This window comes from Stappia sp., from assembly GCF_048268045.1.
Lineage (GTDB): Bacteria > Pseudomonadota > Alphaproteobacteria > Rhizobiales > Stappiaceae > Stappia.
In genome coordinates, this window is sequence record NZ_JBLWWG010000004.1 from 298,592 (window position 1) to 319,022 (window position 20,431).

Genomic DNA, 20,431 nt, shown 5'->3' on the forward strand with positions numbered 1-20,431 from the left:
CGCGCAATGAGGCGCGGTCGCCCTTGTCGTCGCTGAAATTACCCCATCTAAGGAGCAAGTGTCATGGAAGCTGAAGCAGCAAAGTACATTGGTGCCGGTCTCGCATGTCTCGGCATGGGCGGCGCCGCCCTCGGCCTTGGCAACATCTTCGGCAACTATCTGTCCGGCGCGCTGCGCAACCCGTCTGCGTCCGACAGCCAGTTCGGCCGTCTCATCCTCGGCTTCGCCGTGACCGAGGCGCTCGGCATTTTCTCGCTGCTCGTCGCTCTTCTCCTGCTGTTCGCCGTCTAAGATCGCGACACGCGTCAGCGACGCAAACTTTCCAGCCGGGCGCGCAGCCGCGCCCGGCTGGCGCACCGCGCAAGGCGCGGTGTTTGCATGGCTGCGGCATTGGAGATGAACATGGCCACGACCGGCGCCGAGACCCACAGCGAAGTCAATACCCACGCTGTTATCGAGATCCCGGCCGACGAGCATTCGGTCGGCACCTTTCCGCCTTTTGACGGCTCGACCTTCGCGTCTCAGCTGCTCTGGCTGGCGATCACCTTCGGTGTTCTCTACTGGATCATGAGCAAGGTGGCGCTGCCCCGGCTCAGCGGCATCCTCGAGGACCGCCGCGATCGCATCGCGGGCGACGTCGCCGAGGCGAATCGCCTCAACGAGGAGAGCAATGCCGCCATCGCCGCCTACGAGCAGGCGCTCGCCGAGGCGCGCGACAAGGCGCACAAGATCGCCCAGGAGACGCGCGACAAGCTCAAGACCGAGGTCGACAGCCGCCGTCACCAGACCGAGGAAGATCTTGCCGGGAAGCTGGCTGCCGCAGAGCAGCACATTGCCGAGATCAAGACCTCCGCGCTCGCCAGCGTCGGCGAAATCGCGACCGAGACGACTTCCGCTCTCGTCGAGACGCTGATCGGAAAGGCGCCGACGGAGAAGGAACTTAACACCGCCGTCGACGCGGCGATGAAGTGAGGACGCGCTGATGGACGCCACAGCATGGGCACTGGTCGGCCTGATTCTGTTCTTTGTCGTGCTGGCCTATTTCAAGGTCCCTGGCATGATCGGAAGCTCGCTCGACAAGCGGGCGGACACGATCCGCAAGGAACTGGACGACGCGCGCAAGCTGCGTGAGGAGGCGCAGGCTCTCCTCGCCGACTATCAGCGTCGTCGTCAGGAAGCCGAAGGCGAGGCCGAGGGCATCATTGCCGAGGCCAAGCGCGAGGCGGACCGCATGACGGTCGAGGCGAATGCCGCCCTCGAGGAGATGATCGCCCGGCGCACGGTTGCCGCCGAGCAGAAGATCGCGCAGGCCGAGGGGCAGGCGATTGCCGAGGTCAAGGCACGCGCCTCCGACCTGGCTATCGAGGCCGCCCGCGCGATTCTGTCGAAGAAGGTCACCGGCGCGGTCAGCGAGAAGTTGCTCTCCGAGAGCATCGATGCGGTCAAGACCCGTCTGAACTGAGTTCGCCCCCGGGTGCCTGGCGCCCGCGCGGACGCGAAAACGCGAACGGCCCTTCGGGGCCGTTTTTGCGTTTCAGGGCGCTGTCTTTTCAGGGAACTGTCTTGCGGGGGCGATGCGGCCGCCGTCAGCGGTCTTTGTCGGGTGCTTTGCCGGCCGCGGCTGCAGCAGCGACCGGACGGAAGCTCATCCGATGCAGCGGCGAGACGCCCGCCTCGGCAAGCGCGGCGGCGTGCCGGGCCGTGCCGTAGCCCTTGTGGCCGTCGAAGCCATAGGCGGGCCAATGGGTCGCCATGCGCTTCATCAGCCGGTCGCGCGCGACCTTTGCGATGATGGAAGCGGCTGCGACGCACATGAGCCGGCCGTCTCCCTTGACGACGGCTGCGCCCGGAACAGGGAGCCCAGGCGGTACGTCGCGTCCGTCAATCAGGCAAAAGGTCGGGGGCAGTGGAAGGGCGCGTGCCGCGCGCGCCATGGCAGCCAGGGTCGCTGCGCGAATGTTGCGCCTGTCGATGGTCTCCGGCGCCGCATAGGCAAGCGCCACATGGGCGCGTGCGCAGATCTCCTCGAAAAGCCTTTCGCGTTCGGCCTCCCTGAGCACCTTGGAATCGGCGAGACCGTCCGGCACGTCGCCCGGTACGAGGATCACCGCCGCCACGGCGACCGGTCCGGCCCAGGGCCCGCGCCCGGCCTCGTCGATGCCCGCGAGCCGATTGTCGAAGCGCGCCGCGATCCGGGCTTCCGCACCGGGGTCGATGGCGTCAGGTATCTCAAGCCGGTCGAAGAGCGGCATGGATCCGCGAAGGGTCATGCTTGCGCGTCGGGATAGGGGGGAGCGTGCCTCATCCGACGTTCCTGCCGCGAAACGCCGGCAAAGACAAGTATGGGCATCGCTGCGCGGAGGTGCGGCAAGCCGGTCACGTCGCTGCGGTCAAAACAGTTGCAGCTGGACGCCGCCCGCGCGCGGCGCGAGGAAGGCGTCCTTGTTCAGCGCCCGCCGCTTGGCGTTCATGCCGATGCGTTTTGCCGCGAGCTGAAACCGGCGGCCAAGCTGCTCGGCATAGGGGCCCTCGCCCTTCATGCGCTTCTGCCACTGCGCGTCGTAATCCTTGCCACCGCGCATCGAGCGTACGAGGTTCATGACATGGCGATAGCTGTCGGGGCGGTGCCGCAACAGCCAGTCGCGGAAGAGCGGGCTTACCTCGATAGGCAGGCGCAGCAGGATGTAGCCCGCCTCGCGCGCCCCTGCCTCATGGGCGCTCTCCAGGATGCGCTCCATTTCCGAATCGGTGAGCGCCGGGATGACGGGCGCGACCATCACGCTTGTCGGTATGCCCGCCTCGGACAGGCCGCGGATGGCGGCGAGCCGCTTTTCGGGCGTTGCAGCGCGCGGCTCCATCGTGCGCGCCAGCTTGCGGTCGAGCGTCGTGATCGAGAGCGCCACCTTGACCAGGCCGCGCTCGGCCATGGAGCCCAGAATGTCGATGTCGCGAAGCACCAGCGCCGACTTCGTGACGATGCCGACAGGATGATTGCAGCGGTCGAGAACGGTCAGGATCTCGCGCATGATCTTCCACTGGCGCTCGATGGGCTGATAGGGGTCGGTGTTGGTGCCGATTGCGATGGTGCGCGGCGCGTAGCCGGGGCGCGACAATTCCCGCTCGAGCAGCTCCGCCGCGTTGGGCTTGACGGTCAGACGGCTTTCGAAGTCGAGTCCTGGCGACAACCCGACATAGGCGTGGCTCGGCCTAGCGAAGCAGTAGACGCACCCGTGCTCACAGCCGCGATAGGGATTGATCGAGCGGTCGAAGGAAATGTCGGGCGATTCGTTGCGGGTGATGATCGTTCGCGCGCGCTCCTCGTGGACGTGGGTGCGCAGGGTTTCGATCTCGTCGAGCGTTCCCCAGCCGTCGTCGAAGATCTCGCTGCTTTCCCGCTCGTAGCGCCCGGCCATGTTGAGGCCCGCGCCGCGTCCGGATGCGCCGCGGGCATCGCCGGCGGGCGGCGCGCCGGGCTCCGGCGCCGGGGGAAGAGGAGGGGAAAGAGGACGCTGCGTCCTGCCCGTCTGCATTGCCTGTCTGCTCCTGATCGGCATCAGCCTGAGTCACGCCTAATAGTGTGAACATATCAGGAACAAATAGCGCTGAAAAGAGACCCGTGGAGGGGCGTGCCAGAAGACCTGCAGCACCGGCGACCATGGAAAAGTGACGGACGCTCGCTTTCTGTGTAGGCGGCTATGCGGGACAAAGCTGGGCCATTGAAGCCGGTGCCCGATCTGAAGCTATGGCGACAGCATGGCCGCGCGCTGTAGAGCGGGTGGCCATGCCATGGGGTCGTGCAACGCGGCCACCGGCGTTAGCAGGTCGGGCGCGGTAGCGCGGTCGAGCGGCCAACAAGGAGCATGACGGACGCGCCGGTCACGGCAGCAAGTCCGGCGCTGTAGATCGGGGCGACCGCGCCAAGTCCTTCCAGCAAGAGGCCGCCAAGTACGGCACCGCTCGCGATGGCAACTTGAAAGGCTGTCGACAGAAGCGCCCCCGCAGTTTCGGCCTGATCGGGCGCTGCCTGGGCATTCCAGCTCGATATCGCGACCGGGAACGTTCCGAAGCCGAGCCCCCAGATCGCGATTGCGACGAAGATGATGGGCGTCGTGCTCCCCTGGCTGGCCAGAACCGTCGTTCCAGCCGCGATGACGAGCGCCCCGCCGGCGGCAGTGAGAGCGGGGCTGCGGGAGGACAGCGCTCCGCCGATCAGGTTTCCGAAGAAACCGGCGACACCGAAGGTCAGCAGCACGATTGAGATCGTCTTTACGTCGAGCTGCGGGCCGGCTTCCAGGAAGGGCCGGACGAAGGAGATGCCGGCCGTGTTTCCACAAAGGACGAAGAACACGGTTGTCAGGCCTGTCAGCACTGCCGGCCGGCTCAAGGTCATCCGGAACGACGCGATGCTGGGCGGGGTGGCTGTCGGAAGCCTGGGGATCGTCAAAACCTGCCCGGCAAGGGCGATGAAAGCGACGGCCGCGGCCATCAAGAAGGCGGCGCGCCAGCTCAGGACATCGCTGAGATAGGCGCCGATAGGTGCGGCGATGACGTTCGCGACGGATACGCCGGTGAAGATGATGGACAGGGCCAGAGGAACCTTTCCACCCGGCACGAGGCGCGTCGTCAATGCGATTGCCATGGCCCATGTCCCGCCAAGCGCAACGCCCAGCAAGGCGCGCGCGGCAAGCAGCACAGGCAGGCTGGGGGCCAGTGCAGACATCGAAGTGGCAACGAAGAACAGGATACCCAGAATTCGGACCAGTCTTTGCCGGTCGAGGTGTCCCGATCCGAGAACGAGCAGCGGGCCCGCCACGGCGGCGATGATCGCCGTGGCGGTAACGGCCTGGCCGGCGGCGCCGTCGCTGACGCCAAGCTCGGACGCCATGGGCGTGATGAGACCGATGGGGAGAAGTTCGGTGGTCACAAGGCCGAAGAGCCCGAAGGACAACGTGAAGACCGCAGGCCAGTTGGCCCTGGCCTCGACATCTCCGCGAGCGGGGGGCGGAGAACCGGAAATGGAATTGGATGACATTTTTCGTCTTCTGGCTTTGTGGTCGCTGTGGAGCGAGCTTGTACGACCTCGACTATGGTTTAGGTCAAGGGGAATCCTTGCGCGCTCTGGCCGTACGGAATGTGCTTGCCCGGTCGCACGGATGTCGCGATAAGCTGAAGTAATGTCGAGGTTTGCCAAGGTGCCAGCATGAAAACCGAACTGACTGTCGGAGAGATGGCCAGACGCTCGGGCGTCGCCATATCGACCCTGCACTTTTACGAGAAAAAAGGTGTGCTCAAATCGCGCCGGACCGCAGGCAATCAGCGGCGGTATCCACGCGGCCTCCTTCGGCTTGTCGCAATTATCCGAATAGCGCAGCGGGCAGGGATCTCTCTCGCCGAGATCAAGGAAACGCTGTCTTCCCTACCCGAAGACCGCGCGCCCACTGCTCAGGAATGGCGCGTATTCTCCGCGAGTTGGAAAGATCAGCTGGAGCAACGAATAAGGGCGCTCAGTCAGCTTCGTGACGACTTGCAGGGCTGTATCGGCTGCGGATGCCTTTCCATGGAGGCTTGCCCGCTGCGCAACCCCGAGGATGTGTTGGGAAAAGACGGAGTTGGCCCGGTCCTGTTGGACTGAGGCATTCCGCGCGCCCACGCGAATTTCGGGGGCCCAAAAAAATGCCGCCCGGAGGGGCGGCAGGTGCGTCGGGGGAGGTATTGGCAGGGGGAGAACTTCTGGAAAGCTGAAAAAAGGGGCAGGCCCCGCCTCCCACGTGGGACGAGTGGGCGGCGGAGCCTGTCTCGCAGCGCCGGTTAGCCGCCGCTGTTGGAGGTGAGCACCTCGAACTCGGCTTTGGAAAGCGAACCGTTGCCGTCCGCGTCCGCTGTGTTGAAGGCCTCCTGGGTGAGATTCGGCATCGCCGTCGCGAGCTCCGCGATGGAGAGTTCGCCGTTCTGGTCGACGTCGATCTCCGCGAAGCTCGGGGCCTGTGCAAGGGCCGCGCCGGTGAACGAGGTGAGAGCGGCAAGCGCGATGATCGTCTTCTTCATGGGTGCCTCCTTTTGGTCAGTCTGCCGGTCTCCCCGTTGGGACTGGGAGACCGCAGGCCGGCGGTGGTGCCGTCCATGTGAAGAAAGGTGGCGGTCGGTGCGGGCGATAAATGGGCTGTCAAGGGGTAACAGTGGGGAATGATCGTGGCGGAACCTAGATGTGACTGAAATGTGATCTCGCGTTACTGTAATAATTACAGATGATAAAAACGCAGCGTCACATTGACGATTTCGGCCGGCGGAAAAACTACGTTCTGAAAGACTTGTTATTCATGACAGGGGCGGGCATGACGATCTGGCGGTCGGACGGACGACCAGACCCTGAGTGCGGCTCCGCGCGAAACGAAAAAGGCCCCCGGATCGCTCCGGGGGCCGGGGAGGCCAGGCGGGTGGGGCGGCGGCGGTCCGCCGCGCCCTCACAGTTCGAACTGATAGGTCTCCGGCGCCCAGCGGTAGCCCTCACCGGAGGACTGGATGTAGCCGATGCCGGGGAACGGCATGTGATAGCCGATGACCGGCAGGCGGTCGGCGGCGGCCATGTCGAAGATCCGCTTGCGCGTCGCTGCGGCCTGCGCCTTGTCCATGTCGTAGCGCACATGCCAGTCCGGCCGCTGCACGGAAACGACGAAGTGGTTGGCGACGTCGCCCCACACGAGCAGCCGCTGGCCTTCGCTTTCCAGGTGGAACGACATGTGGCCCGGCGTATGGCCGAAGGTGTCGATGCCGGAGATGCCGGAGACGACCGTGCCCTCGTTGCCGATGAAGGTGGTTTTCTCGGCAAGCGGCGTGACATTGGCGTGGACCAGCTTGGCGACGCCTTCGGTCGGGCCGGTCATGCGCGCCTCCGCCGACCAGAAGTCGTATTCCGACTGCCCGGTGACATAGCGTGCGTTGGCGAAGGTCGGCTTTCCGTCGCGCATCAGCCCGCCGATATGGTCCGGGTGCATGTGGGTCAGCACGACGATGTCGATCTGCTCGGGCGCATAGCCGGCAGCCCGGATCTGCTCGGGCAGGGACCCCGCCTCGCCACCAAGCCCGGTGTCGAAGAGCACGAGCTCGGACCCGGTGTTGACCAGCGTCGGGGTGAAGCCATTGACCATGCGCCCGCTTGGCAGGCTGTTGGCCGCCAGAAGCTCGGCGACGGCCGAAGCCTCCTGGTCGGTGCCGAAGGTGGGATGCGGCCCGTCCATCGCGCGCGCCGCATCGCGGAGCGTGGTGACCTCGAAGGCGCCGAGCTTTATGCGGCGGAAGCTGGGGGCGGAGGCGCCGAGCATCGGCGCTCCTGCGCTGGCGATGCGCGTCTGCGAGAGCAGCGCCGGCGCGGCAAGCGCCACCGTCGCCGCGCCGGCGAGCAGGGTGCGGCGATTGACCGTCTGAAGCGTCATGGTCTGGATCCTCCCGGATGAGATGAAGTCGTCGCAGTCGAACCTAGGATGACTCATGCGCCAAGGGAGACCTTCTCACGAAACCGTGAAGGCTTTTGATGCCGTTGCGTCAGAGCGAGGGGATCTCAGGCTTCCCGCAGTTTGCCGCGCTTCAGGTGTTCGTCGAGCCTGGGCATGATCTCCACGAAGTTGCAGGGCATGTGCCGATAGTCGAGCTGCCACTTGAGAATGCCGTCCCAGGCGTCCTTGCAGGCACCGGGCGAGCCGGGCAGCACGAAGATGTAGGTCGCCCCGGCGACGCCGCCGGTCGCCCGCGACTGGATCGTCGAGGTGCCGATCTTATCGTAGGAAATGCGGTGGAACACCTCCGAGAAGCCGTCCATGCGTTTCTCGAGCAGCGGCTCGATCGCCTCCGGCGTCACGTCGCGCCCGGTGAAGCCGGTGCCTCCGGTGGAGATGATGACGTCGACGCCGGGATCCTCGATCCAGCGGTTGACCGCCGCGCGGATCCTGTCGACGTCGTCGGTGACAATGGTCCTGTCGGCGAGCCGGTGGCCGGCATCCTCGATCCGTGCGGCCAGCGTTGACCCGGACCTGTCCTCGTCCAGCGAACGCGTGTCGGAAACCGTCAGCACCGCGATATTGAGCGGAACGAAGGGGCGGCTGTCATCGATGCGTGACATGATCATGGATCCTTGCAGGCAGGGGTTTGCATCGCGGGCGTTGCCAAGAATAGGCTCGGGCCAGGTTCCGCGCCACAACGAAGACCGCCGCGCTCCGTCGCAGATGTGCAGGGCGTACCGGTGGATCAAGGGGCAGGCGCGGGCGCGGCGAGAGGGAGGCGCAAGGCGGCATGGACTGGTGGGCTTCCGTAGACGCCTATTGCGAGCGTCTCGATCCTGGCTTCTGGGCGGAGCCGGTCAACGCGTTGACCAACGCCGCCTTTCTGGTCGCCGCCCTGGCTGCCTGGGGGCTGGCCAGGGCACGCGGCCGCATCGATCCGGCTGTCGGCCTGTTGATCGCGATCCTTGCGGTCATCGGCCTGGGCTCCTTTCTATTCCACACGTTCGCCAACCGCTGGTCCGGTGTTGCCGATGTGCTGCCGATCGCGGTCTTCATTCACGTCTATTTCTATCTGGCGCTGACCAGGCTGCATGGCCTGTCGCGGCGGGTTTCCGCGTTTGCGACAGTGCTCTTCCTGCTCGGCGGCTTCGCCGTCGCGCGCCTGGCGTCGGGGCTCGGTTCTGGCGCTGGCTACCTGCCGGCGGCGCTGGCCATGCCGGGCGTCGCCGTCGCGCTTCGCCTGCGCGGGCTGGCCGGAGCCGGGCCGCTTCTCGCCGCCGCCTGTGTCTTCATCGTCTCGCTCGCCTTTCGCACAGCGGACGCGGCTGTTTGTCCTGCTTTCCCCCTTGGTACGCATTTCGTATGGCATTGCCTGAACGCCGTCGTGCTCTTCTTGTTGATTCGCCTGCTGATACGGGCGAAGGGTGAAGAAGCGACGGTGGCCGCGCCAACCGTTTCAACTGCCGAACCCTGGCCGGGCGCCGCCCCGGCCGCCGACCGCAAGCCCGAGTGACCCGCCATGACCGATGCGCCGAAGACAGCCCCGCACACCGCGACGAACCATGCCCGCGATCTTGATGAGGCGGCGCTGTTTTATCACAGCCACCCGCAGCCGGGAAAACTGGAGATCCAGGCGACCAAGCCGCTCGGCAACCAGCGCGATCTGGCGCTCGCCTATTCGCCGGGCGTGGCGGCGCCGTGCAACGAGATCGCCCGCGATCCGGCGATGGCGGCCTACTACACCGCGCGCGCCAATCTCGTGGGCGTGATCTCCAACGGCACGGCGGTTCTTGGGCTTGGCGCCATCGGGCCGCTCGCCTCCAAGCCAGTGATGGAGGGCAAGGCGGTGCTCTTCAAGAAGTTCGCCGGCATCGACGTCTTCGACATCGAGGTCGACGAGACTAACGTCGAGCGTTTCGTTGACGCGGTCGCGGTGCTCGAGCCGACCTTCGGCGGCATCAACCTGGAGGACATCAAGGCGCCGGAATGCTTCATGATCGAGCGCGCCCTGCGCAAGCGGATGAACATTCCCGTCTTTCATGACGACCAGCACGGCACCGCCATCATCGTCGCCGCGGCGGTCAAGAACGCGCTGGAGCTTGCCGGCAAGGACATCTCCAAGGTCAAGATCGTCACATCGGGCGCCGGCGCGGCCGCCCTTGCCTGTTTGAACCTGCTCGTCTCCCTCGGCGCTGCCCGGGAGAACATCTTCGTCACCGACATCGAGGGCGTCGTCTACGAGGGTCGCGAGAGCCTGATGGACGAATGGAAGTCGATCTTTGCCCAGAAGACCGATGCGCGCACGCTGGCGGAGGTCATTCCTGGCGCCGACGTGTTCCTGGGGCTTTCGGCGGCCGGCGTGCTGAAGCCGGCGATGGTCGCCTCCATGGGCGACAGGCCGCTGATCCTGGCGCTCGCCAATCCGCGCCCCGAGATCATGCCGGAAGACGCGCTCGCCGTGCGCAACGACGTGATGATGTGCACCGGCCGCTCGGACTATCCGAACCAGGTCAACAACGTCCTCTGCTTCCCCTATATCTTCCGCGGCGCGCTCGATGTGGGCGCGACGACCATCAACGAGGAAATGAAGCTCGCCGCGGTCACCGCCATCGCCGAGCTTGCCCGCGAGGAGCCCTCCGACGTTGCCGCCCGCGCCTATGGCGGCGTGACGGAGACCTTCGGTCCGAAGTACCTCATTCCCTCGCCCTTCGACCAGCGGCTGATCCTGCGCATTGCCCCGGCTGTCGCCCGCGCGGCGATGGAAACCGGCGTCGCGGTGCGCCCGATCACCGACTTCGACGCCTATAATGACCGGTTGAACCGCTTCGTCTTCCGCTCCGGGCTGATCATGAAGCCGATCATCGCCGCCGCGCGCGCCAGCGAGACCCGCATTGCCTATGCCGACGGCGAGGACGAGCGCGTTCTGCGCGCCGCCCAGGTGCTCATCGAGGACCAGCTCGCGCTGCCGATCCTGATCGGCCGTCCGTCGGTGATCGAGAATCGCTGCGAGCGCTTCGGTCTCAAGATCCGTCCCGGCGTCGACTTCGAGTTCATCAATCCGGAGGACGACCCGCGGTACCGCGATTATGTCGACACTCTGTTCTCGATCGCCGGCCGGCGCGGTGTGACGCCGGAGGCCGCCCGAAACATCGTGCGGTCCAATCCGACGGTGATCGGCGCGCTGGCCGTACGTCGGGGCGAGGCGGATGCGCTGATTTGCGGGCTGGAAGGGCGCTATTCCAAGCACCTGGGCAATGTTCGCAGCATCATCGGCATGGCGCCCGGCGTTCAGGACTTTTCCGCCCTGTCGCTGCTGATCAATTCGAACGGCGCGACCTTCTTCACCGACACCTATGTCACCATCGACCCGTCGGCGCGCGAGATCGCGGAGATGACCCGTCTCGCGGCGGAGGAGATCAGCCTCTTCGGCATTACCCCGCGCGCCGCGCTGCTGTCGGCCTCCAACTTCGGCTCCCGCGACATGGCTTCGGCCGGCAAGATGCGCGAGGCGCTGGAGCTGCTGCGCCAGATCGCGCCGGACTTGCAGGTGGACGGTGAGATGCACGGCGATAGCGCGCTTTCCGAGGCGATGCGCAACCGTGTCATGCCGAACTCGCGCCTGACCGGGGAGGCCAACCTTCTGGTGTTCCCGTCGCTGGATGCGGCCAACATCGCCCTCAACCTGGTGAAGGTGATGACAGACAGCCTCCACGTCGGGCCGATCCTGCTTGGCACGGCGCAGCCCGCGCACATCCTCACCCCGTCGGTGACCTCGCGCGGCGTCGTCAACATGTCGGCCTTCGCGGCGGTGGAGGCGCAGACCAAGCGCCTTCAGGCGCAAGCCTGATCGATTTGCCGGCTTAGGCCGAAAGACAAGGCGCCGCGTCATGCAACCGTCGTCGGCATGATGCACTCTGAACGTGCCGGGGAGGCAGGTTCAGGTGGCAAGCATGTCGCATTATCTCGTGGTCTATGCCACGTCGGAGGGACAGACACGGAAGATCGCCGAGCGCATCGCGGCGCGTCTGAAGGCGGCCCGCGCGCAGGTGACGCTCGTCGATGCGCGCGCGGCGGCGGCTCTCGAGCTTGGCCTCTTCGACGCGGCCGTGCTCGCCGCCTCGCTGCATCTGGGACGCCACCAGGCCGAGATGGTCGACTTCATCCGCCTGCAGCGGGCGCGGCTCGAGCGGGTGCCGACGGCGTTCGTTTCCGTCAGCCTGTCGGCGGCGTCGATGCTTGCGGAGGATCTGGCCGACGCGCGCGCCGTGGTCGAGGATCTCTTCGATGAGCTGCATTGGGAGGCGACCAGCGTGCATCTTGCCGCTGGCGCCGTCCATGACAGCCGCATGGGCCTTCTCAAGCGCTGGGTCATTCACCGGATTCTGCGCGAGAAGGGCGTCGCGATGCCGGCGTCCGGCGAGCTGGAATTCACCGACTGGGCAGCGCTTGATCTTTTCGTCGACGGGTTCATCACCCGTGTTGTTCCCTTTGCCCGCGAGACCGCCTGAGATCTCGTGACCCAGCCGGCGTGCGTGACCGCGGGGGGGAGGCGAAAAAGCAAAGGCCCCGCGCGGAGAACCGCCGGGGCCTTTTTCGTCATGTAGTGGCGAAGCGCCGGATCACATGTTCGGATAGTTGGGGCCGCCCGAGCCTTCCGGCACCGTCCAGGTGATGTTCCGGTTCGGGTCCTTGATGTCACAGGTCTTGCAGTGGACGCAGTTCTGCGCGTTGATCTGGAAGCGCGGCGCGTCTTCGCCCTCCTCGACCCATTCATAAACGCCGGCCGGGCAGTAGCGGTTCGACGGCCCCGCGAAGACGTCGTGCTCGGATGCCTTCTGCAGTGCCATGTCCTTCACCTTGAGGTGGATAGGCTGATCCTCCTCATGGTTGGTGTTGGACAGGAACACCGAGGAGAGCTTGTCGAAGGACACCTCGCCATCCGGCTTCGGATAGGCGATGGGGGTGAAGTTCGCCGCCGGCTCCAGGCAATCCGAATCGCGCTTGCCGTGCTTCAGCGTGCCGAAGAAGGAAAAGCCGAACAGTTCGTTGGTCCACATGTCGAGCCCGCCGAGCAGCGTGCCGATCCGGGTGCCGAAGCGCGACAGCAGCGGCTTGACGTTGCGCACGCGCTTCAGGTCCTTGCCGATCTCGCCGGTGCGCCAGGCGCTGTCATAGGCGGCAAGCTCGGTGTTGGCCTCGCCGCGCGCGAGCGCGCCCATGACCTCTTCTGCGGCCAGCATGCCGGAGAGTATCGCGTTGTGCGAACCCTTGATGCGCGGCACGTTGACGAAGCCGGCCGAACAGCCGATCAGCAGGCCGCCGGGGAAACTCGTCTTCGGGACCGACTGGAACCCGCCCTCGGTGATGGCGCGCGCGCCGTAGGAGAGGCGCTTGCCGCCCTCGAAGGTCTCGCGGATCGCCGGGTGCGCCTTGAAGCGCTGGAACTCGTCGAAGGGCGAGAGATAGGGGTTCTTGTAGTTCAGGTGGACGACAAAGCCGACCGCCACCTGGTTGTCCTCCAGATGGTAGAGGAAGCTGCCGCCGCCGGTCTTGTCGTCAAGCGGCCAGCCGAAGGAGTGCTGAACGAGGCCCGGGCGGTGCTTCTCCGGAGCGACCTGCCACAGTTCCTTGATGCCGATGCCGAACTTCGGCACATCGCATGCGGCATCGAGCTCGTAACGGGCGATCAGCTCCTTGGCGAGCGAGCCGCGCGCGCCTTCGCCGATCAGCACGTATTTGCCGCGCAGCTCCATGCCGCGCGTGTAGCCGGCGTTGGGCTTGCCGTCGCGGCCGACGCCCATGTCGCCGGTGGCGACGCCGACGACGCGACCGTCCTCGTCATAGAGCACCTCGGCGGCCGCGAAGCCGGGATAAACCTCGACGCCGAGCGCCTCGGCCTTCTCGGCAAGCCAGCGGCAGACGTTGCCGAGCGAGACGATGTAGTTGCCGTGGTTGTTCATCAGACCCGGCATAAGGAAGTTCGGCAGGCGCATGGAGCCGGCCGGCCCGAGCAGCAGAAAATGATCCGCGCTCACCGGCGTCTTGAAGGGCGTGTCCGCCTCCTCGCGCCAGTTCGGCAGCAGCCGGTCGATGCCGACAGGGTCGACCACCGCGCCGGAGAGAATATGCGCGCCGACTTCCGAGCCCTTCTCGAGCACGACCACGGACACGTCCGTCCCGCTTTCCTGCGCAAGCTGCTTGACCCGGATCGCCGCCGACAGGCCGGCAGGACCGGCGCCGACGATCACCACGTCGAAATCCATGCTCTCGCGTTCCGGCAGCTCGTCCGTCTCGGCCATGCCCGTCTCCCTCTTTTTCTGGCGCGTACCCGCTCTTTCTTTAGTGCAGTGCGAAAGCGCTCGCAATCCGCCTTGCCATAGTATCCGGCTATATGCCTTTGACGTAAGGGGAATGTGGCGCGCTTCTCCGCCGGCGTTGCGCGCGCGCGCCGGATGCGTCACAACAGCCCCATGGGACCGAGCCGACCGACCGACGGGGAGACTGCCTTCCCCCACGCCCCGCCGCCCGAGGTGGTGCGGGGGCTGGAAGCGCTCGTCGATTTCTATCTCGGCACCGGCGCGGATGCCTGGATCGGCGACGAGGCGGTTGACGCCTTCGCCCTGACGGAGCTTTCGCTTGCCGTGCGCAGCGCGTCTGCGCCATCACGGGGCGCGCAAGGCGACGCGGGGGAGGGGGCGTCTCCCGTCCAGAACGAGCCCCTTGCCCGGCCGATGGAGCGCTCAGCGCCGAAAGCGCCGCTGACGCGCGAGCCTGCCCGAGCGATGCCCGCCCCGCCGGCGCAGGCCCGCGAGGGCGGCGAGATCCCGACCATTCCGGGCGACGAGGCCATCGCCACCGCGCGTGAGGCGGCGGCCACCGCCGGCAGCCTTGCGGAACTGCGCGATATTCTCTCCCGCTTCGAAGGCTGCAACCTGCGCCTCACGGCCAAGTCGCTGGTCTTTGCCGACGGCAATCCGCAGGCTGACGTGATGTTCGTCGGCGAGGCCCCGGGGCGCGAGGAGGACCGCTCCGGTGTTCCCTTCGTCGGCCGCTCCGGCCAGTTGCTCGACCTGATGCTGGCCGCCATCGGGCGCGACCGGTCGCAGGCCTATATCACCAATGTCGTGCCCTGGCGTCCGCCCGGCAACCGCACGCCGAGCCCGCAGGAAACCGAAATCTGCAAACCCTTCGTCATGCGTCAGATCGAGCTGGTGCGGCCGAAGGTGCTCGTCTTTCTCGGCGGTGCCTCGGCCAGCGCGCTTGCCGGAACCCAGGAAGGCATTCTGCGCCTGCGCGGCCGCTGGCTCGACGTTCCGCTCGGGCCGGCCGCCGGAGGCGGAACGCTGCGGGCCATGGCGACGCTGCACCCGGCCTATCTGCTGCGCAACCCGATCCAGAAGCGCTATGCCTGGCGCGACTTCCTGGCGATCCGCGAGGCGCTGGAAAGCGCCTGAACCCGTCGCGCGGCCCGCGTTTGCCGCGCGGTTCTTTGTATCGGCGCGGTTGCATCCTATATCGTTGGGTGACGCTTTATCCTTTCCGACGCCGATTTCGAGGTTCGCCCGCGTGTTCAATCGCCTTCGCAAGTTTCTCCCCGGCAAACTCGGCAAGGTGCCGGTCACCGTGCCCGTCGTCCGCCTGAGCGGTGCCATCGGCATGGGAGCGCCCTTTCGCCCTGGCCTGTCGATGGCAACCGTTGCCCCGCTTCTTGATCGCGCCTTCGCGCTTGACGCGCCGGCGGTGGCTTTCGTGATCAATTCGCCCGGCGGTTCGCCCGTCCAGTCGCGGCTGATCCACGACCGCATCCGCCAGCTCGCAGGCGAGAAGAAGCGCGAGGTGCTGACCTTCATCGAGGACGTGGGCGCCTCCGGCGGCTACATGCTGGCGATTGCCGGCGACGAGATCCACGCCGATGCCAATTCCATCGTCGGCTCCATCGGCGTCGTCTCCGCCGGCTTCGGTTTTCCCGAGGCGATTGCCCGGCTTGGCATCGAGCGTCGGGTGCATACCTCCGGCGAGAGCAAGGCGATCCTCGATCCCTTCCGCCCCGAGCGCGCCGAGGATGTCGCCCATCTCAAGGCGATCCAGCAGGAAGTGCACGAGGACTTCATCGCCATGGTGAAGGCGCGGCGCGGCGACGTGTTGTCCGATGCGCCGGATCTGTTTTCCGGCCTGTTCTGGACCGGCCGCACCGCCCGCGACCTCGGCCTTGTCGACCGCCTTGGCGATATCCGCTCGACGCTGCGCGCCCGCTTCGGCGATGATGTGCGCATGCGGTTGATCGGCGGGCAGCGCTCGCTGTTTTCGCGCAAGCAGGGTGTCGGCGTCGGCCTTTCGGCCCTTGCCGCCGGCGCGCCGCTTGCCGCCGGCCTTGCCGGTGATACGCTGGCAACGCTTGAGGAACGCGCGATGTGGGCGCGCTACGGACTGTGAGCGCGCGAGCGCCCTGCCGCTTCTGGGGATTTTGAGATGGTCAATGTGATTGCAGCCGCGAGCCTCGCCATTGGCGGCTACCTGCTGGTCAAGGCGGCGCGGCGCGAGATGGCCCGCGTTGAGCGCAAGGTCTCTGAGGCGGCCAGAAAGACGGCAAAGGGCGAGGCGATACCGACCCTTGAGCGCGACCCGGAAACCGGCCGTTACCGCCCGAAGGACTGAGCCGGGCGGGGAAACCCGCCCGACGCCTGCCCGCGATCCGCGTCGGCGCGGAAAACGCTGCCTGAACCGGAAGCGACAGGACCGTCGTCGACGTGTCCTGTCGCCTGCCTGTCAGCCGGCGATCTTGGAGAAGTCGGCGACCTCGCGCGTCGCCTCACGGATTTCGGCGAGAAGGCGCAGCCGGTTGAGGCGCAGCGCCGCATCCTCGGCATTGACGAGGATATCGTCGAAGAACGTGTCGACGGGCGCGCGAAGGCCGGCGAGCGCCGTCATCGCGCCGGCGAAATCCTCTCGCGACAACGCCGCGCGGATCGCCGCGCGCGCCGTGTCGATGGCTGCGGCGAGCGCGATTTCCGCCGGCTCGACCAGATGGTCGGCATGCGGCGCGCCCGTGATGGTGCTGCCGTCCTTCTTCTCCTCGGCGCGCAGGATGTTCGCCCCGCGCTTGGTGCCGGCGAGAAGGTTCGCTCCGTCCTCGGTTGCAAGGAAGGAGCCGAGCGCCTCGACACGCTTCACCACCATCAACAGGTCGTCCTGGCCGTCCAGCGCGAAGACCGCGTCGATGAGATCGTGCCGCGCGCCTTCCTCCTTCAGATGGACCTTCAGCCGGTCGGCGAAGAAGGCGAGGAGATCGGCGGCAAGCGCGTTGTCGTTGCCCGCCATTGCCGGGTTCGCGACTGCCAGCCGCGCGCCGAGCTTCAGCCTCAACCCGTTCTCCAGCACGATGCGGATCACGCCGAGCGCCGCGCGGCGCAACGCGAAGGGGTCCTTGGAGCCGGTCGGCTTTTCGTCGATCGCCCAGAAGCCGGTCAGCAGATCGAGCTTGTCGGCGAGCGCAACGGCGATGGCGACCGGGTCGGCCGGCACCGCGTCGGACGGGCCCTGCGGCTTGTAGTGGTCCTCGATGGCGACGGCGACCGAGGCGTCCTCGCCCTGCAATTCGGCATAGGTGCGGCCCATCTGGCCCTGCAGTTCGGGGAACTCGTAGACCATCTGCGTCGGCAGGTCGGCCTTGGCGAGCCGTGCCGCACGCTCCGCCTTGTCAGCGTCAGCGCCAACAAGCGGGGCGATCTCGCGGGCCAGCGCCTCGAGTCGGCGCACGCGCGCGCCCTGGGTGCCGAGCTTCTCGTGGAAGACGACGCTGTCGAGCTTCGGCAGACGGCTTTCCAGCGAAGCCTTGAGGTCTGTCTCCCAGAAGAAGCGGGCGTCCGAAAGCCGGGCGCGGATCACCTTCTCGTTGCCGGCGATGATCGTCGCTCCGCCGTCTGGGGCCTCGATGTTGGAGACGGCGACAAACCGGTTGGTGAGCCGGCCGGTGGCCGGGTCGCGCATGACGAAGCACTTCTGGTTGGCGCGGATCGTCAGGCGGATCACCTCGTCGGGAAGCTCCAGGAACGCCTTCTCGAAGGTGCCGACGAGAACCACCGGCCATTCCACCAGGCCGGCGACCTCTTCCAGCAGCCCCTCGTCCTCGACCAGCTCCAGCCCGAGCGCCATCGCCCGGTTGCGCGCGTCATGGGCGATGATGTCCTTGCGCCGGTCGGCGTCGAGCACGACCTTCGCCTTTTCCAGCTTTTCGGCGTAGTCCTCGAGCCGGCGCACCTCGAAGGCGTCGGGCGCATGAAAGCGATGGCCGCGCGTTGTCTTGCCAGAGCGGATGCCGTCGATCTCGAAGTCGATGACCTCCGGCTCCTCGGTCTCGGGGCCGTAGCTGGCGACGATGGAATGCAGCGGGCGTACCCAGCGCAGCTGCCCCGTTCCCCAGCGCATGGACTTCGGCCAGGGGAAGGTGCGGATGATCTCCGGCATCACGTCGGCGACGATTTCGCCCGTCGCCCGGCCGGGCTTCTCGATCACGGCGACATAGAAGTCGCCCTTCTTCGGGTCCGTGACGATGCTGGCCTCGTCGATGGAGGCAAGCCCCGCGCCGCGCAGGAAGCCCTCCAGAGCCTTTTCCGGGGCGCCGACGCGCGGTCCCTTGCGCTCCTCGCGGGTCGCTTTCGAGCCCGCGGTCAGACCGGCGATGTGCAGCGCCAGCCGTCGGGGCGTGGCGAAGGCCTTGGCGCCCTCATAGGTGACGCCCGCGTCGACCAGCGCATTGGTCACCAGCGACTTGAGGTTTTCCGCGGCACGGCGCTGCATGCGGGCGGGGATTTCCTCGCTGAACAGCTCCAGGAGAAGATCGGGCATCTTGGCGTCTCGATTGGTTCATGGGCGCGGCCGGTCGGCACGCTGAATGATTGCCTGCGTCCGTTAGCAAGCGGGGGCCGAAAAGTCACCCCCCGGCGCCGGCCGGGAGGTTGCGAATTTCGCGAGGGCGCGGTCCATCCGCGCCGTGCTTACCAGCCGCCGCCGCCGCCACCGCCGCCACCGCCGCCGGAAAAGCCGCCGCCGCCGGAAAAACCGGAGCTGGAGGATTTGGGCGCCGGCAGCGAGGAGGAAAAGCCGCTCGCCATCCCGCTCAGCGTGTCGCCGAAGGAGCCGGCGACGTCGCTGCTGTCGAAATGACGGCCCGAGTAGAAACCGGGATGGTAGCTTGCAGCCAATGCCGCTCCCTCCGCACTCGCAAGCCAGGTCTGGAAGGCGCCCGACCACGGTTTCTCGACGCCGAGCGCAACGGCGAAAGGGAGCAGCGTCTCGAAATGGGAGGGGGACATTTTCGGCGCCCCTTCCATGTTCATCCGGTCCTTCTCGGCGACCGTCAGATACATCTTCAGGCCTTCGATCTCGTCCGTCACCTTCCGCCCGAGCGCTGTCGGGGCACCCAGAAGCCTGGCGAAGAGGACGTTGACCATGAGCAGCGCCAGCGCGATCATCGGCAGCACCGGCATGCCGCCGGAGGTGAAGACCAGGAACACGGTGCTGAAGATCAGGCCGAAACCGAGGACGAAGAAGGCGACAAGGGCGAGAACGACCCGCTTGACGATGCTGCTTGCCCGGCGGAACGACTTGCCGAAATTGACCGAGGCGATCGTGACGAAGATGCCCATGAAGGCGACCGGGATGAGCAGTGCGACCTGCTCCTCGTTCAGGTCTCCGAAGACGAGAAGCACGAAGATCGACAGGACGCTGAGCGCGATGCCGGGGACCAGATAGAAGCGGTTCTTCTTGTAGTAGCGCTCGCGGTTCTCGCCCTCGATGGCCGTGCGAAAGGCGTTGCCCAGCTTCTGGATGGCAGGACCATTGGCCTTCTCGAGCGTCAGCGGTTCGCCGCGCGCGTCCATCCACTTGACGATTGCCGCCTCGCCGCGCGGCAGCCCACCGCGCGCTCGGCTGTCGCCGCCCGGGCGCGACAAGGTCAGGTCGCCTTCCACGTCGTCGAAGTGCAGGTATCCCTTGACCGCCAGATTCAGGCAGGCGGCCGAAAGCGCCTTCCAGCCGCCGTCGCCGAAACCCTTGTCGGCGACATAGGCCGACAGCGCCGGCGACAGGCCGTCGGGTGCCTCGAAGCGCGGGAAGATGACGCCGGCGCGCGGGTCTCGTCCGACCGTCCGCCAGGCCCAAAGATAGTAGCCGAGAACCAGCAGCCCGCCGAGGCCGCCGAGAATTTCCAGCTTGTGATCGAGGAAGAAATAGCCGGCCTCGTCGCTGGCGGTCGGTTCCGCCACCGCCCCCTTCGGCATGGCGATGAGGACGCTCAGTCCCTCACGCGGCGCGAGCGGTCGCGTCGTGGAAAAGACCAGCCGGTTTCCACCATCCTCCCGCCGGATCGTCGCGTCGCGCGCGGTCGAGCCATAGGCCCCGGTGAAGGCGTCGGCCTTTTCAGCCTCAACTCCGTCCGGAAGCACGACGCGCGCTGTCGCCGTGTCGATGGGAAAGGCCCACTGGTTGCCGGTGGCGTTCCAGTAGACCTCGTCGTGATCGGCGAAAAAGCGGACCTGGCGGGTTGTCTCGTAGACGATCCGGTAGCTGTAGATGCCCGGACGCAGGAACATGTCGGACGAGCCGATGTAGATCCTGACGCCGTCGCCCGAGCTGTTGGTGCGGTGCGGTTCCTCGTGTCCGTCGCGCTCGACCGAGACAAGATCGAAGCCGGCGCGTGCCCGTCGTCCCCCGGCGGCCTCGAAGGTGAGCGGAATGTCGCGGAAGATGCCGCGCCGGATCTCGTTTCCCTCCGCGCGCACGCGGATCGTTTCCGTGACGGTGAGCACGCCGTCGCGGGCAACGCGCACGTCGCTGTCGAAGGAGAGGATGCGTTCGTCCGCATGCGCCGCGGCGCCGAGAAGGATCAGCAGCGGCGCGAGAAGGGCGAGGACGCGCGCCATCGCGGCAGGGCGGGAGTG

At 66.6% G+C, this 20,431-nt stretch carries 19 protein-coding genes; 10 read left to right on the top strand and 9 right to left on the bottom strand.

The genetic code is table 11. The features are described from left to right. The first annotated feature begins 63 nt into the window (after positions 1–63). The 3 genes from ACN0WF_RS08770 (at position 64) to ACN0WF_RS08780 (ending at position 1,462) form a co-directional block, all read left to right on the top strand. Positions 64–291: a F0F1 ATP synthase subunit C gene (locus ACN0WF_RS08770; RefSeq protein WP_417772424.1), complete on the top strand. Its 228-nt coding sequence runs from the start codon at positions 64–66 to the stop codon at positions 289–291. An 87-nt stretch (positions 292–378) separates the two neighbouring features. After that, positions 379–972 (top strand): F0F1 ATP synthase subunit B, encoded by a 594-nt coding sequence (locus ACN0WF_RS08775; RefSeq protein ID WP_417772425.1) that lies wholly within the window; start codon positions 379–381, stop codon positions 970–972. Positions 973–982: 10 nt separating this feature from the next. After that, positions 983–1,462: a F0F1 ATP synthase subunit B gene (locus ACN0WF_RS08780; protein WP_417772426.1), complete on the top strand. Its 480-nt coding sequence runs from the start codon at positions 983–985 to the stop codon at positions 1,460–1,462. Positions 1,463–1,586: 124 nt separating this feature from the next. Here the strand turns inward: ACN0WF_RS08780 and ACN0WF_RS08785 are convergent, their stop codons facing one another. The 3 genes from ACN0WF_RS08785 to ACN0WF_RS08795 form a co-directional block, all read right to left on the bottom strand. Further along, positions 1,587–2,270 carry a ribonuclease HII gene (locus ACN0WF_RS08785; RefSeq protein ID WP_417772427.1) on the bottom strand — a complete coding sequence of 228 codons (684 nt, stop codon included), beginning with the start codon at positions 2,268–2,270 and terminating at the stop codon, positions 1,587–1,589. A gap of 120 nt (positions 2,271–2,390) precedes the next feature. Beyond that, positions 2,391–3,530 (bottom strand): PA0069 family radical SAM protein, encoded by a 1,140-nt coding sequence (locus ACN0WF_RS08790; protein ID WP_417772428.1) that lies wholly within the window; start codon positions 3,528–3,530, stop codon positions 2,391–2,393. Between the two features lie 284 nt (positions 3,531–3,814). Continuing rightward, positions 3,815–5,032 carry an MFS transporter gene (locus ACN0WF_RS08795; RefSeq protein WP_417772429.1) on the bottom strand — a complete coding sequence of 406 codons (1,218 nt, stop codon included), beginning with the start codon at positions 5,030–5,032 and terminating at the stop codon, positions 3,815–3,817. A 168-nt stretch (positions 5,033–5,200) separates the two neighbouring features. On the opposite strand from ACN0WF_RS08795, the gene soxR reads away from it, so the two are divergent. Then, positions 5,201–5,632: a redox-sensitive transcriptional activator SoxR gene (gene soxR / locus ACN0WF_RS08800; RefSeq protein ID WP_417772430.1), complete on the top strand. Its 432-nt coding sequence runs from the start codon at positions 5,201–5,203 to the stop codon at positions 5,630–5,632. Between the two features lie 176 nt (positions 5,633–5,808). Here the strand turns inward: soxR and ACN0WF_RS08805 are convergent, their stop codons facing one another. The 3 genes from ACN0WF_RS08805 to moaB form a co-directional block, all read right to left on the bottom strand. Then, positions 5,809–6,045, bottom strand: coding sequence for a hypothetical protein (locus tag ACN0WF_RS08805; RefSeq protein WP_417772431.1), 237 nt, complete (start codon positions 6,043–6,045; stop codon positions 5,809–5,811). A 416-nt stretch (positions 6,046–6,461) separates the two neighbouring features. After that, a complete protein-coding gene (locus ACN0WF_RS08810) occupies positions 6,462–7,430 on the bottom strand; it encodes an MBL fold metallo-hydrolase (RefSeq protein WP_417772432.1) in 969 nt (322 codons plus the stop codon). A gap of 125 nt (positions 7,431–7,555) precedes the next feature. Next, positions 7,556–8,113, bottom strand: coding sequence for a molybdenum cofactor biosynthesis protein B (moaB, locus tag ACN0WF_RS08815; protein ID WP_417772433.1), 558 nt, complete (start codon positions 8,111–8,113; stop codon positions 7,556–7,558). Positions 8,114–8,283: 170 nt separating this feature from the next. Between moaB and ACN0WF_RS08820 the strand changes: the two genes are divergently transcribed. The 3 genes from ACN0WF_RS08820 (at position 8,284) to ACN0WF_RS08830 (ending at position 12,001) form a co-directional block, all read left to right on the top strand. Next, positions 8,284–9,006, top strand: a complete 723-nt coding sequence (locus ACN0WF_RS08820) for a ceramidase domain-containing protein (protein ID WP_417772434.1) — start codon at positions 8,284–8,286, stop codon at positions 9,004–9,006. Between the two features lie 6 nt (positions 9,007–9,012). After that, positions 9,013–11,340 (top strand): NADP-dependent malic enzyme, encoded by a 2,328-nt coding sequence (locus tag ACN0WF_RS08825; protein ID WP_417772435.1) that lies wholly within the window; start codon positions 9,013–9,015, stop codon positions 11,338–11,340. Positions 11,341–11,443: 103 nt separating this feature from the next. Further along, positions 11,444–12,001, top strand: a complete 558-nt coding sequence (locus ACN0WF_RS08830) for a flavodoxin domain-containing protein (RefSeq protein WP_417772436.1) — start codon at positions 11,444–11,446, stop codon at positions 11,999–12,001. A 111-nt stretch (positions 12,002–12,112) separates the two neighbouring features. On the opposite strand, the gene ACN0WF_RS08835 is transcribed toward ACN0WF_RS08830, so the two are convergent. Next, positions 12,113–13,792, bottom strand: a complete 1,680-nt coding sequence (locus tag ACN0WF_RS08835; RefSeq protein WP_417772437.1) for an electron transfer flavoprotein-ubiquinone oxidoreductase — start codon at positions 13,790–13,792, stop codon at positions 12,113–12,115. A 171-nt stretch (positions 13,793–13,963) separates the two neighbouring features. Here ACN0WF_RS08835 and ACN0WF_RS08840 point away from each other — a divergent pair, with 171 nt between their 5' ends. The 3 genes from ACN0WF_RS08840 to ACN0WF_RS08850 all read left to right on the top strand — a co-directional run bounded on the left by ACN0WF_RS08840 (position 13,964) and on the right by ACN0WF_RS08850 (position 16,148). Next, a complete protein-coding gene (locus tag ACN0WF_RS08840) occupies positions 13,964–14,947 on the top strand; it encodes a uracil-DNA glycosylase (RefSeq protein WP_417772438.1) in 984 nt (327 codons plus the stop codon). Between the two features lie 112 nt (positions 14,948–15,059). Next, complete coding sequence (locus ACN0WF_RS08845) at positions 15,060–15,926, top strand: S49 family peptidase (RefSeq protein WP_417772439.1); 867 nt, start codon at positions 15,060–15,062, stop codon at positions 15,924–15,926. Positions 15,927–15,962: 36 nt separating this feature from the next. Continuing rightward, a complete protein-coding gene (locus ACN0WF_RS08850) occupies positions 15,963–16,148 on the top strand; it encodes a hypothetical protein (RefSeq protein WP_417772440.1) in 186 nt (61 codons plus the stop codon). Positions 16,149–16,259: 111 nt separating this feature from the next. Here ACN0WF_RS08850 and glyS read toward each other — a convergent pair whose 3' ends face one another. Both glyS and ACN0WF_RS08860 read right to left on the bottom strand, forming a co-directional pair. Beyond that, complete coding sequence (gene glyS / locus ACN0WF_RS08855; protein WP_417772441.1) at positions 16,260–18,338, bottom strand: glycine--tRNA ligase subunit beta; 2,079 nt, start codon at positions 18,336–18,338, stop codon at positions 16,260–16,262. 149 nt (positions 18,339–18,487) lie between these two features. Beyond that, on the bottom strand, positions 18,488–20,413 hold the full coding sequence (locus tag ACN0WF_RS08860; RefSeq protein WP_417772563.1) for a DUF2207 domain-containing protein: 1,926 nt from the start codon (positions 20,411–20,413) through the stop codon (positions 18,488–18,490). Positions 20,414–20,431 lie beyond the last annotated feature (18 nt).